General features: G+C 73.8%; 10 protein-coding genes. 4 read left to right on the top strand and 6 right to left on the bottom strand.

Annotated features, from left to right (window positions below; all coding sequences use genetic code 11):
• Window positions 1-8: 8 nt before the first annotated feature.
• Both DB32_RS06210 and DB32_RS06205 read right to left on the bottom strand, forming a co-directional pair.
• A complete protein-coding gene (locus tag DB32_RS06210) occupies window positions 9-653 on the bottom strand; it encodes a hypothetical protein (RefSeq protein WP_157068771.1) in 645 nt (214 codons plus the stop codon).
• A 33-nt stretch (window positions 654-686) separates the two neighbouring features.
• A complete protein-coding gene (locus tag DB32_RS06205; RefSeq protein ID WP_053231493.1) occupies window positions 687-2,840 on the bottom strand; it encodes an adenylate/guanylate cyclase domain-containing protein in 2,154 nt (717 codons plus the stop codon).
• A gap of 82 nt (window positions 2,841-2,922) precedes the next feature.
• Here DB32_RS06205 and DB32_RS06200 point away from each other — a divergent pair, with 82 nt between their 5' ends.
• Window positions 2,923-3,639, top strand: a complete 717-nt coding sequence (locus tag DB32_RS06200; RefSeq protein ID WP_157068770.1) for a zinc ribbon domain-containing protein — start codon at window positions 2,923-2,925, stop codon at window positions 3,637-3,639.
• Window positions 3,640-3,655: 16 nt separating this feature from the next.
• Window positions 3,656-5,395 carry a polyprenyl synthetase family protein gene (locus DB32_RS06195; RefSeq protein ID WP_053231491.1) on the top strand — a complete coding sequence of 580 codons (1,740 nt, stop codon included), beginning with the start codon at window positions 3,656-3,658 and terminating at the stop codon, window positions 5,393-5,395.
• 7 nt (window positions 5,396-5,402) lie between these two features.
• Here DB32_RS06195 and DB32_RS06190 read toward each other — a convergent pair whose 3' ends face one another.
• The 3 genes from DB32_RS06190 to DB32_RS06180 form a co-directional block, all read right to left on the bottom strand.
• The gene (locus DB32_RS06190) at window positions 5,403-6,986 is read right to left on the bottom strand and encodes a Dickkopf N-terminal cysteine-rich domain-containing protein (protein ID WP_053231490.1); all 1,584 of its coding nucleotides are present in this window, start codon (window positions 6,984-6,986) and stop codon (window positions 5,403-5,405) included.
• A gap of 119 nt (window positions 6,987-7,105) precedes the next feature.
• Window positions 7,106-7,816, bottom strand: coding sequence for a spermidine synthase family protein (locus tag DB32_RS06185; protein WP_053231489.1), 711 nt, complete (start codon window positions 7,814-7,816; stop codon window positions 7,106-7,108).
• Between the two features lie 23 nt (window positions 7,817-7,839).
• The gene (locus tag DB32_RS06180; protein ID WP_157068768.1) at window positions 7,840-9,138 is read right to left on the bottom strand and encodes a hypothetical protein; all 1,299 of its coding nucleotides are present in this window, start codon (window positions 9,136-9,138) and stop codon (window positions 7,840-7,842) included.
• A gap of 68 nt (window positions 9,139-9,206) precedes the next feature.
• Between DB32_RS06180 and DB32_RS06175 the strand changes: the two genes are divergently transcribed.
• Entirely contained in the window at window positions 9,207-10,595 is a 1,389-nt protein-coding gene (locus DB32_RS06175) for a serine/threonine-protein kinase (protein WP_157068767.1), read from the top strand.
• Window positions 10,596-11,288, top strand: coding sequence for a tetratricopeptide repeat protein (locus DB32_RS06170; RefSeq protein ID WP_053231486.1), 693 nt, complete (start codon window positions 10,596-10,598; stop codon window positions 11,286-11,288).
• Here DB32_RS06170 and DB32_RS06165 read toward each other — a convergent pair whose 3' ends face one another.
• Window positions 11,289-12,632, bottom strand: a complete 1,344-nt coding sequence (locus DB32_RS06165) for a sigma 54-interacting transcriptional regulator (protein WP_053231485.1) — start codon at window positions 12,630-12,632, stop codon at window positions 11,289-11,291.
• Between the last annotated feature and the right edge of the window lie 32 nt (window positions 12,633-12,664).

Here is a 12,664-nt window from a genome sequence, read left to right as displayed (position 1 = left end):
GTGAGCCCTCAGCGGCCGAACGGAGGATTGCCCGGCGGGATGCCGGGCCCTTCGATCGGCGGCTGACACGTTCCGAGCACGCAGTCGCCCGCGCCGCAGTCGAGACCGCACGCGCCGCAGTTGCGCGGGTCGGTCTCGACGTCGACGCAGCCATCGCCGCACACGATCTCGTCCAGATCGCAGCAGACGCCGGTGCGGCACTCGCCACCGCTCGGGCACACGACGCCGCACGCACCGCAGTTCGTCACGTCGCTCTCGAGGCTCACGCACTGCTCGCCGCAGCGCGAGAGCCCCACCGTGCACTCCCCGGCGGGCGGGACGAGGCCACCGCCGTCGCCGTCGGCGATCGCGCCGTCGAGCTGGTCACCCACACCCGCGTCGCGCGCACCGCCCTGACCGCCGCCGCCGCTCGTGCCGCCGGTGATCGGCGGGAGCGGATCTTCGGTCGTCGGGACTCCGGGCTGCTCGGTGCCGGGGATGCGCTGGCAGTAGAGGCCGTCGATGCACTCGAAGCCGTCCGGACAGCCGCTCTGCGCGCTGCACTCCGGCGCGCGCTCACCGTCGAGCTCGCCCTCGTCGTCGCACGCGGTCGTCACGCACGCCACGGCGAGCACGCCCACGAGCATCCATGCACCGGCTCCGCGCGATCCCATGACCGATCGCGAGTAGCAGCCGGCGTGCCCTCGTCATTTGCTGTGGCGCACCGACGCACCGTTCCAGTCGCTCGGGGGCGGCTCCGCGACGTACGCGCGGCAGCGCTGCGCCATCGCCGCGCTGGGCTCGTCGTCACCGCCGAACGCCTCGCGCGCCCGCTCGAACGCGGCCGCCGCCTCCTCGAAGCGGCGCGCACGATAGAGATCGAGCGCCTCACGGTAGCGCTCCACGCCGTCGCGCTGTGCCTCGCTCGACGACGCACGCGTGCCGAGCAGCTCGTGCACCAGGATCGCACGCGCCTTGCCCTTCACCGCGACCCAGTCGAGCGGGCGCACCAGCATCTCGCTCTTCACCGCGTCGGCCGTGGTCTCGCCGAGCATGATCCACGTGCCGTACGCGCCGTTGAGCCCCTCGAGGCGGCTCGCGAGGTTCACCGAGTCGCCCATCACCGTGTAGTTCATGCGCTCGTGCGAGCCGATGTTGCCCACGACGCACTCGCCGGTGTTCACGCCGATGCGCGTCTTCATCGGAGGCTTGCCCTCGGCCTGCCACTTCGCGTCGAGCGCGCGCGCCGCCTGCTGCATCGCCAGCGCGGAGCGGCACGCGCGCAGCGCGTGGTCCGAGAGCTCTCGCGGCGCGCCCCAGAACGCCATGATCGCGTCGCCGATGTACTTGTCGACGGTGCCGTGCTCGCGCTCGACGCACGACGAGAGCGCGTCGAGGTACTCGCCGAGCTGCTCGACGAGCTCCGACGGCGAGAGCTTCTCCGAGATGCTCGTGAAGCCCGCGACGTCGCTGAAGAGGATCGTCAGCTCGCGGCTGCGACCCCCGAGGACCGCCTCCTCGCCGCTGCCGATCAGCTCCTGCACCAGCGCGCGCGGCACGTACTTGCCGAACGATCGCAGCCCGTTCTTCATCCGATCGGCGACCGCGGTCATGTCGTTCACCTCGCGCACCAGCGAGCCGTCGCCCGACACCGGACGATCGCTGAGCTCGAAGCGACCGATGCGCTCCATCTCGTCCGCGATGACGCGCAGCGCGCCCGAGATGCGGTTCGAGAACACCACGCCCGCGAGCACCGCGAGGATCAGCGCGACGAGCGCGATCACCACCGCGATCGCGCCCTGTCGACGTACCTCGCCGAAGAAGTCGGCCTCGGGCGCGATCACGAGCACCGCGAGATCCATCCCGTGCTCGCCCGGGAACGGGTGCGCCATCGCGAGGTGCTCGCCGAACCGGAAGTGCCCGCCGTCCGCGAGCCACCGCGCAGCGCCGCCGCTCGCCTCCATCGCCGCGAACGCCTCGCGCAGCGCGACGTCGGGGTGCGAGGCTGCGCGCGCGATCGCGAGCGCGTCGCCCTCGCCTTCCGTGACCTGTCCATCGGGATGCGCGACGACGAGCCCGTCGTGCGTGAGCAGGTAGACGCGGCCGTTCTCGCCGACGCGCAGCGTCGCGAGGAACTCCGACAGATACGAGATCTCGTACTCGACCGCGAAGACGCCGCGCAGCTGCGCGTCATCGCGCAGCGGCATCACGTACATGAAGCCGGGCTGACGACGCGTGAAGAAGAGGAACGGGCGCACCCAGCGCCCACCCTCGCGCGACGCGGCCTCCTGGTACCAGCCGCGCGTGCGCGCGTCGTAGGTGCCGCGATGCTCGTCGCGCACGACGAACCCGGTGCTCGTCGCGTCGAGCTCGCGCCACCGCGTCGGACCTTCGCCCGAGAGCGCCCCGAACGCATCCGCATCCTGCGAGCGGATCGTGCCGCGAAGGCGTCCTTCCTCGGCGCGCTGCACCGCGACGTACGTTCCGTCGGCGCGCGCGAACGACGCCCACGTGAACGACGGGTTCGACGCGACCGCCGCGTGGAAGTGCGCGAGCAGCGCGTCCTCGTCGTCGATCGCGAGCGCGCCGTGATCCGCGAGCTCCGCCGTCATCGCGGCGTACGGCACCGCGGGCTCGAGGTAACGCAGCGTGCGCTGCGTGGTCGCGGCGCCGATGCGCGTCGCGAGATCGCGGAAGAGCCCGTCGACGACCTGCGTCGAGCTCACGTACGCCGAGAGCCCCACGCCGCCCGCGCCGAGCACGATCAGCAGCGCGACGACCGTGACGAGCGTGGGCCGCAGCGGCAAGCCGCGCTCACCGCGGTGCCGCTCGCGACGCGTCGTCTGCGCGGGCGCTCCCATCCCCGGTGCATGCGTACACGAGGTCGGCCCCGCGGCTCAAGCACGATGGTAGGAGTGCACCACCGCGCGATACGCTGGCGTCGTGCACGTGGTCTGCCCTCGGTGCGCGGCGAAGGTCCCGGCGCGCGCGGTGAGCGTCGAGCGAGCCCTCGCGAAGTGCGAGTCGTGCGACGCGGTCTTCTCGTTCGAAGCGCAGCGGAGGCGCAACGCCCATGCGCGCGAGCGCGTCGCGTGCCCCGCGTCGATCACCGTCGAGGGCGGCGCGCTCGTCGCGCCCGGCGACGCCGGCTATCGCGTGGCCGCGTCTCGTGGCCCGCTGCGCGTCACGCGTCGCTGGTTCAGCGGGCTCGGGATCTTCTTCCTCGTGTTCTCGACGATCTGGAACACGATCCTCGTGCTCTGGTACGCGGCGAGCATCGCGAGCGGCGCGCCCTGGATCATGCTCGCGTTCCCGCTCCTCCACGTCGCGGTGGGGCTCACGCTGACGTACTGGAGCATCGCGATGCTGGTGAACCGTACCGTCGTGCGCGTCGACGATCGCACGCTCGCGGTGGAGCACGGGCCGCTGTGGTGGCCCGGTGAGCGCACGATCGACGTCGCGCGGATCACGCAGCTGCTCGTGCGCAGCCGGCGCGCCGGGCGCAACGGCATGCACTACGCGCTCGCCGCGGAGGTCGACGGCACGGTGATCGATCTGCTGAGCCGCGTGCCGACGAAGGCGGAAGCGCTCTACCTCGAGCAGACGATCGAGGATCACCTCTCGATCATCGACGATCCCTCGCGCAACACGAACCGCTGAGATAACGTCGCGCGCCGTGGACGGGGGCGCCTGGTACGAACCGCTGCTCGCGCCCGTGCGGCCGACGGTGCAGGCGGCGCTGCGCGACGTGAGCGACGTGCTCGAGGGCGACCCGTGGTCGGTGCCGCGCACCGGGCTCGGCGGCGCGCTCGCGCTGCAGGTCGCGCGCGGGTTCGGTCGCGCGGGATCGCGGCGCGCGCGGCGGCTGTGCGCATCGTCGATCGAGGCGTGGAACCAGCGCGTGCATCGCCCGCGTCGTGACGCGCTCGATCGCGCGGTGGCGCGCGACACCCGCGACTTCCTGCGCGCGTGGTCGCGCTTCGTGCGCGACGACGATGCGCGTGCGCAGCGCGTCGTCGCGCGGCTGAGCCCGGCGTGGAGCGCCGAGGCGCCGGTGCCCGAGGCGGTGATCTTCCTGCGCGCCGCGATCGCGGCGGGCGTCGTCCTCGGCGAGGTGAGCGACGAGGTGCACGCGCAGCTCGATGCGTTCGCGACGTGGACCGCGCTCGCGTGGGAGGCGCGACAGGGCACGCTCGATCGCGCGCGCTGGGAAGGCGCGCTCGATGCGATCGGCGCGCGCGCTCCCTTCACGTCCGACGCCGAGTCGCACGCGCGGCGCGAGGCGCACGCCGCGCTCGCGCCCTGGACCGATCATCGCACCGCGAGCGTGCTGCGCGCGCTCCTCGATCGACTGCCCTCGGGGCCCGCCGCACCGCGCGAGCCCGAGGCGTGGCTGCCCGCGATCGCGCCCGAGCCCGCGCCGGCCGCACGTCCGGCGCGGCGCGGTGGGTGCGCGCTCGATCGATTCGTCGATGCGCATGGACGCAACGTCGAGCACGCGATCGCGGCGCTCGCCGGTGGCGCGCCGCCGCGCACACGCGGCGCGATCGAGTACCTCCGGCGCCAGGGCGGCAAGCGACTGCGTCCGTTCCTCGTGCTCGCGAGCACGCGCGCGTGTGGAGGCGATCCCGAGTGGGCCCTTCGAGAGGGCGCGATCGTCGAGTGGCTGCACCAGACGTCGCTGGTGATCGACGACGTGCTCGACGGGGCGACGCTGCGCCGCGGAGGTCCGACGCTCCACCACGCGACGAGCGTCCCGTTCGCGACGGCGGTCGCGCTGCAGCTGCTCGCGCGCCTCGCGATGGCGGCGCGCGATCTCCCGGGCGAGAGCCGCGTGCTCGTCGCCGACACCGCGGCGGCGCTCGCGGAGGGCGAGTGGTCGGAGATGCGCCACACCGGCGATCCGGCGATCTCGATCACGACGTACTGCCGCGTCATCGAGGCGAAGACCGCGCGCCTCTTCGCGACCGCGTGCGCGCTGGGTGGGCTCGCCGCGCGCGCGACGCCCGCGAGCCTCCGCGCGCTCACGCGCGCCGGTCGCGAGGCGGGGCTCGCGTTCCAGATCGTCGACGACCTGCTCGACGCGATCGGTGACGAGGCCGAGCTCGGCAAGCGCCGCGGCACCGATCTGCGCGCGCGGAAGGCGACGCTGCCGACGCTGCTCCTGCGCGATGCGCTGCCGCCGACCGAGCGCGGGCGGCTCGAGGCGCTGATCCGCGGCGAGCGTGCGTGCACCGATGCCGAGGTCGCGTGGGCGGCCGCGCGCATCGAGGAGCTCGGCGTCGACGTGCGATGCCGCGAGCGCGCCAGCGCGCATCGGTCACGCGCGCTCGCCGAGCTCGCGCGGCTCCCCGATCGCGAGGGAGCCGCGCTGCTCGAGGCGCTGTTCACGCGATGCGTGCAGCGCCGCGCGTGATCGAAGCTCAGAACGGCGGCGGCGGCGCGGGGATCGCGTTGCACACCGGGTTCTGACAGCGCCCACCGAACGGGCCGAACACGCAGAGCGAGTCGGACACGCACTCGATCGCGCAGAGCTCGCCCGCGCCCGGCAGCGGCGTGCACACGAAGGTGTGAGGGGTGGCGATGTCGAGGCACGCGAGGCCGGTGCCGCACTCGCCGGGGACACCGTCGCAGCTCGCGTTCGCCGCGCGCGCGGCCGCGCAGGTGCCCGCGTCGCAGAACGCGCCCGCGACGCACGGGCTCTGGGGCGCGGTCACGTCGCACGCCGCGCCGAGCGCGATCGGCGTGCGGCAGCGGTTGCCGGTGCCGCACACGAGGCCCGTCGCGCACTCGTTCTGATCACCGCAGGGCTGGCCCTCGGCGGGAGGAGTGCGGCAGGTGCTGCCGACGCACACGAGCCCGTCCGCGCAGACCTGGCCGAGGTGCCCGATCGGCGCGTCGCAGCCCTCGCCCTCCGCGGCCGGCGCGACGCAAGTCGCCGACGGCGAGCCGACGTCGCAGTAGCCGTCCGCGCACATCGCGGAGCGATCGCAATTCTCGCCGATCGCGACGCGCGCCGCGCACGTGCTGTAGCCCTCGCAGTACGCGCCGGGCGCGCACTGCTCGTCGACGAGACACGCGCCGCCGATCGCGACCGAGCCGCGGCCGACGCAGTGCTGCGCGGAGTACGGCTCGCACGTCGTGAGCGCGCCGCACGTCGAGTCGTCCTCGCAGCCCGCCGTCGGGTCCGCCATCACGCACTCGCCTTCGTCGCACAGCGCGCCGCCGGTGCACTCGCTCGTCGCGTCGCACGCGCCGCCGACCGCGACGCGCGACGCCGCGCACGTGCCCTCGACGCAGAGCGCGGTGCCCGCGCAGTCCGAGTCGGCTTCGCAGGTCTCGCCGACGTCGGCGCGCTCCGCGCACGTCCCGCCGCGACACACGAGGTCGCCGCGGCACGTGAAGGTGCACGTCTCACCGAGGGCCGGCGCGCGCTCGCAGGTGCCGGCCTCGTTCGCGCAGGTCCCCTCGCCGTCGAGGCAGCGCACGAGCGGCGACGCGCACTCCTCGCCCTCCGCGACTTCGTCCATCAGGAAGCGCGCGCACCACTCCGCGAGGTCGTCGACGTTCCCGCTGCACGCGGCGCCGAGGTTGTCGCGCATGCGCGCCTCGCACGCGTCGAGGGCGGCGAGGTCCACGGTGACGCGGCCCGACTCGAGGTGCTCGCGCAGCGGCTGGATCATCGAGGCGTAGCAGCGCTGCGTCTCGGTCGTCAGGCACGACGCGAGGTCGGGGCGCTCGCCGCGATCGCACTCGCAGTCGAACGCGGCGTCGCACGTCAGGTTCGCGCGCGTGCCGCAGAACCGGGCGCGCATGCGAGCGAGGAGCGCGTCGGTGTCGAGCCCCGCGTCGGGCGAGCCCGAGTCCGGTGCCCCGGCGTCGTCGTTCTCGACGGGCCCGCCGTCCACGCCGGCATCGTTGCCGGCGTCCGCGCCGGGCGCGCCATCGTCGTCGCCACACGCGACGAGCACGAGCACACACGCGGCGCACACCGCGATCGAACCCACACCCAGACCTCGCATCGATGCTCCTGCGCTCGAGAGACAGCAGGGCGCCACGCGCGCGTGATGGGGGGGAGCTGCGCGCGCGGTCGCCCGTCCCGATTGGCGAGCGCGGCGCGGGCCCGTCACGAGCGCGTGTGTTTTCTCGCGGAGGACGGACGTTGGGCGAGCGGACGGCGCGCGATCCAGATCACGTGCTCGCGCCCGCGTCCTTTGCGCGAGCCGAACACGCGGTGGACGTGCACCTCGAAGCCGCGGCGCTGGAGCCGCGCGGTGAAGCCCGCGTGATCGGCGAGCGACCACACGCCGAGCACGCCCCCGGGCCGCAGCGCGCTCCACGCGGCGTCGATGCCGCGCCCCGAGTAGAGCGCGTCGTTGCTCTCGTGCGCGACGCGGATCGGCCCGTTGTCGACGTCGAGGAGGATCGCATCGTAGCGCTCCGTCCCGCTCGCGATGCGCGCACGGACGTCGCCCACGTGCAGCTCGGTGCGCGCGTCGCGCAGCGGATGATCGGCGAGGGCGCCGAGCGGCCCCTCGTTCCACGTCACGACCTCGGGCACCAGCTCGGCGATCTCGACCACGCCGCGAGGCCCGACGCGATCGAGCGCCGCGCGCAGCGTGAACCCCATGCCGAGCCCGCCGACCAGCACGCGCGGCGAGCCGCCCTCGAGGTGCGCACACCCGAGGTCCGCGAGCGAGCGCGACGAGGGCTCGTCTTCGTTCGACATGAGCTCCACGCCGCCCGCCCAGATGCGGTACTCGTGCCCGCGCCGGCGCAGCTCGAGGCGCACTCCGTCGGGCGCGATCGCCTCTCCGAGCCGTTCCCAGGGCAACATCGACGCGCGCCTACCACGAACCTCTACAGCGCGCCCGGCGGCACGCGGATCTCGTAGAGATCGACGGCCGATCCGCTCGCGCCGCCGCTCGACACGAAGTGCACGCGATCGAGCGCGCGCGTCGCGCTCGGCACCGGCACGCTCTGCGAGCCGTCCACGGTCGCGCGGTGCCACGCGAGGTTGAGCACGCGTCGCTCGCCGCGCTCGGGCAGCAGCTCCATGAGCACCACGCGATCCTGGTGCGCGCGCGTGCCGGTCGCGCAGTCCGCGCTGCGCCAGTCGGTCTGGCAGCGGAACACCGAGATCGCGGCCCACCCCGGTCGCGCGTGGCCGGTGCCCGACACGCGCACGCCGATCGACTTCTCGCCGTCGTCCCACGTCAGATCGAGCACGTCGATCTCCTCGCCGTCCGCGAGCGCCTGCGCGCGCAGCCAGTCGAGGGTCGCGTAGAGGATCGCCTCGCGGCCGTCGTGCAGGTGCGCGAAGTCCCAGTCCTGCGGGCAGTCCTCGAACGTCGCGAAGGTGCGCACGAGGGTCGCGTCGTCCGCGCGATGCACGGTGCTCGCTCCGTCGCAGTCGAGGCGCACCGCGTGCGCGCCGCTCGGGCTCAGCGCGAGCGCGACCCGCGCGCCCGAAGTGTCGGGGAACGTGCCGAGGACCGACTGCGAGCCCGCGTCGATCACCGCGAAGCCGAGGCGCGCCTCGCTGGCGTCGAGCACCTCGATCGCCCAGCGCGAGAGATCCGCGGACGCGACGCGACCGAGCGCGCCGTAGGAAGGACGCACCGACGCGGCGTCGGGGAACGCGGCGCGCAGCGCGCTCGTGAAGTCCCACACGTCGGTGGTGATCTCGCGCAGCACGTCGCGATCGCGCAGCACGAAGCCGTCGAGGTGGCGCACCACGTTCGGCTGCGTCGGGTGCCAGTACGGCTCGTCGACCGTGTAGAGCCCGGATCCTCCGACGCGCTCGAGCGTGTCCGCCTCGTACACGATCCACTCGTAGCCGTCGGTCTGCACCATCAGCAGCGTGCGATCGGCGTTCTCGAGGGCGCGATGCGAGGGCGACGCGGTCGAATCGCCCTCGAGCGCGGTGAGGCGGCGGACGCAGCTGCGCCACGTCGGATCGTTCTCGATCGCGCCGAGCGCCGGCACCGACGTCAGCGGCGGCTCGGCGATCACGATGTCGCCTTCCCGCAGCTCGACGTCGCAGGTGCCTCCGGTGCGCGCGTCGGGCGCGCCGGCATCGCGCGCGAGCAGCGCGGGATCGAACGACCAGCATCCCGCGAGGGTCGAGGCGGAGATCAGCACGAGCGCGGCGCGCACGAGCGGAATCATACGACGCGCGGGCGCGGGGCTTGGAGCGCGTCGCGCGCGCGTGGCATCGTGAGCGGATGCTCGCGCCGGAGCGGCGAACCCCCGATCTGCCTCGCCCACCCGCGCGCGTCGATCGCTACGAGCTCGTCGCGGAGGTCGCGCAGGGCGGCATGGCGATGGTGTACGCCGCGCGCCGCCGCGACCTCCACGGGTTCGACAAGCTGCTCGCGCTCAAGCTGCTGCTCCCGCACCTCGCGCGCGAGGATCGCTTCGTCGACATGTTCCGCGACGAGCTGCGCATCGCGGCGCGCATCCAGCACGCGAACGTCGTCCAGGTGTTCGACGTCGGCGAGCACGACGGCATGCCCTTCATGGTCATGGAGTACCTGCGCGGACGCTCGTTCGCGAGCGTGCTCCAGCGCTGCGAAGAGCGTCGCGAAGACGTCCCGCGCGAGCTCGTGATCGCGGTGATCGTCGCGGTCGCGGAAGGGCTGCACGCCGCGCACGAGGCGAAGAGCGCGGACGGAGAGCCGCTCGGCGTGGTGCACCGCGACGTGAGCCCGCAGAACGTGCACCTCGGGTTCGACGGGCAGATCAAGGTCGTCGACTTCGGCATCGCCGAGGCGCGCGGGCGGCTCACGTCGACGCGCACCGGCGAGGTGAAGGGAAAGATGGCGTACCTCGCGCCGGAGCAGATCCATCGCGAGAGAACGATCGACCGCCGCACCGATCTCTGGGCGCTCGGCGTGATGGCCTGGGAGGCGCTCACGGGGCGTCGTCTCTTCCGCGCCGACACCGACGCCACGACGATGTGGAACGTGATGCACGCGACGATCCCCGATCTGCGTGCCGTCGCGCCCGACGTGCCCGACGCGGTGGCCGATCAAGTGATGGCGTGCCTCGAGCGCGACATGGATCTGCGTCCTGCGTCGGCCGCGGAGATCGTGCGCGCGCTCGACGCGCCCGATCGATGGCGCGCGGCGGCGATCGCGTCGTGGATGTCCGCATCGTTCGCGGACGAGAAGGCGCGCGACGAGGACGCGCTCGCGAAGGTGCTCGCGAGCCCGCCGATCGTCGATGCGCCGGTCGCGACGCCGCGTCGCGCGAGCGTGGGGCTCGTCGCGGCGGCGCTCGTCGTCCTCGGCGCGGGCGGGATCGCCGCGTGGGCCGCGCTCTCGTCCGCGGCGTACGGAGACACGCCCGCGACGAGCCCGCCGGTGGTCGAGGCCGCGCCGGTGATCGCGCCCGCTCCTCCGCAGGCGCCGCCGCTGATCGAAGCGCCGCCGGCGATCGCGGAGCCCGCGCCGGTCGCGCCCGAGCCGCCGCGCGCGCGGCGCGCACGCAGCGCACGATCCTCGCGCGAGCGCGAGACCGAGAGCGCGGCGACGCCGCCCGTCACCACGGCTCCGACTCCGCCGCGCGCCGCGTCGGGTCGCGCCGAGCAGCTGCTCGGCAATCCGTACTGAATGCGCTCGCTCGCCGCGATCCTCGCGCTCTTCGTCGTGCTCGTCGCGATGCCCGCGCTCGCGCAGGACGACGAAGCGACACGCGCCGCGGCGCGCGAGGCGTTCCGCGCGGGTGAAGCCGCGTTCATCGAGGAGGACGACGCGCGCGCGCTCACGCTGTTCCGCCGCGCGTTCGAGCTCGCGCCGCACGACGCGGTCCGCTTCAACATCGCGGTCTGCCTCGAGCGCCTGGGTCGGCCCGAGGAAGCGCTCCAGGAGTACGAGGCCGCTGCGATCAGCACGCAGCTCGACGAGGCGGCGCGCGCCCGGGCGCGCTCGCAGGCCGATGCGCTGCGCGCGCGGATCGTCGCGGCGCGCGTGCCGCCACCCGTGCCTCCGCTGCCACCTCCGCGCGAGCCCGAGCCCACGCTGGCGCCGGGATGGCTCACGTGGACCGGCGGCGCGCTCGCGGTGCTCGGGGCCGCGGGAATCATCGGCTTCAGCATCCGCACGAGCGATCTCGAAGCGGCCTACGTCGCGCAGCCGACGGTCGCCACGCGCGACGAGGGGCTGCTCATGGCCGGCCTCGCGTACACGTCGATCGGCGTCACCGCGCTCGGCGCGCTGCTCGTCGTGCTCGATCTCGCGTGGCTCCGCACCGGAGCCGAAGCGCGCGTCGCGATCACCGGCACCGGCGTCGCCGTTCGGTTCTGATCATTCGCGAATGCCGTGGCGCTTGATCAGATCGTTCAGGTACGAGCGATCCATCTCGCCCTCGCGCGCCGCCGCGCGCACGTTGCCGCCCGTCTTCTCGAGCAGCGCGCGCACGTAGCGCACCTCGAACGCGTCGACCAAGCGCTTGCGCGCTTCCTTGTAGGGCAGCCCGAGCACACGACCGATCACGTCGTCGTCGCTCCCCGCCGCCTCCTCGCTGCGCTCGCCCGCGACGAGCTCGGGCGTCTCGCCCACCGCGAGCGCGGCGGTCACCACGTTGCGTAGCTCGCGCACGTTGCCCGGCCATCGATGGGCGCGCAGCTCGCGCATCACCGCGGGCGAGAAGAGCGCCGACACCTCGCCCTCGTACCCGCTCGCGCGCAGGAATCGCTCGACGAGCAGCGGCACGTCCTCGACCCGCTCGCGCAGCGGCGGCACGCGCACCGTGACCACGCCGATGCGGTAATAGAGATCGAGCCGGAACCGCCCCGCGTTCACGTCCGCGCGCAGATCACGATGGGTCGCCGAGACGAGGCGCACGTCGATCGCGCGCTCGTCGCGACCGCCCACGCGACGCACCCGACGGCGCTCGAGCACGCCGAGCAGCGACGCCTGCAGCTCCGCCGGCAGCTCGCCGATCTCGTCGAGGAAGAGCGTGCCTCCGTCGGCGCGCTCGAGCGCGCCCGGATAGGCGCGATCGGCGCCGGTGAACGCGCCGCGCTCGTGCCCGAAGAGCTCCGACGCGAAGAGCGAAGGGGGCACCGCGCCGCAGTCGACGGTGACGAACGGACGATCGCGCCGCGTGCCGGGCTCGCTCGCGATCCCCTCGTGCAGCGCGCGCGCGAGCAGCTCCTTGCCGGTGCCCGACTCGCCGAGCAGCAGCACCGGCGCGTCCTTCGTCGCGAGGCCGGCGATGCGATCGAGCAGGCGCCGCATCACCACGGTGCGCCCGACGATCCCGGCCGCGCCGTCGTTCCCCGGCACGTCGACGAGCACGACCTCGCCGCCGTCGACGCGCAGCTCGGTCTGCCCGAGCCGCACCGTCGTGCCGCTCGCGAGCGCGACCGACGCGTCCTCGACCAGCGCACCGCCGACGCTCGTGCCGTTGGTCGTCGCGAGATCGGTGAGCAGGATCCGATCGCCGCGCCCGCGCAGCTCGAGGTGGTACCGCGACACCGCGCGATCCGAGAGCACGAGCGAGTTGCCGTCGGCGGTGCCCACCGTGATCGGCTCGTCGTGCGACTCGCACGCACGACCCGCGTCGGGCCCCGTCACCACGGTGACGCGCACCGCGCGCACCGGCACTCCGGTGCGTCGCGTGGGGACGGTCTTGCCATCGCTCATCGAGGCTCGATCCTACGCTGCAGAGCGCGCCC

The sequence above is a fragment of the Sandaracinus amylolyticus genome (assembly GCF_000737325.1).
GTDB lineage: Bacteria > Myxococcota_A > Polyangia > Polyangiales > Sandaracinaceae > Sandaracinus > Sandaracinus amylolyticus.
Note: the sequence above shows the minus strand (reverse complement) of the source record. Positions and strands in the feature narration are given on the sequence as shown.

Excerpts from the sequence above, each read along its gene's own strand:
- DB32_RS06210 (WP_157068771.1), bottom strand. The coding sequence starts at position 653 with ATGGGATCGCGCGGAGCCGGTGCATGGATGCTCGTGGGCGTGCTCGCC.
- DB32_RS06175 (WP_157068767.1), top strand. The coding sequence starts at position 9,207 with ATGCTCGCGCCGGAGCGGCGAACCCCCGATCTGCCTCGCCCACCCGCG.
- DB32_RS06170 (WP_053231486.1), top strand. The coding sequence starts at position 10,596 with ATGCGCTCGCTCGCCGCGATCCTCGCGCTCTTCGTCGTGCTCGTCGCG.
- DB32_RS06185 (WP_053231489.1), bottom strand. The coding sequence starts at position 7,816 with ATGTTGCCCTGGGAACGGCTCGGAGAGGCGATCGCGCCCGACGGAGTG.
- DB32_RS06205 (WP_053231493.1), bottom strand. The coding sequence starts at position 2,840 with ATGGGAGCGCCCGCGCAGACGACGCGTCGCGAGCGGCACCGCGGTGAG.
- DB32_RS06165 (WP_053231485.1), bottom strand. The coding sequence starts at position 12,632 with ATGAGCGATGGCAAGACCGTCCCCACGCGACGCACCGGAGTGCCGGTG.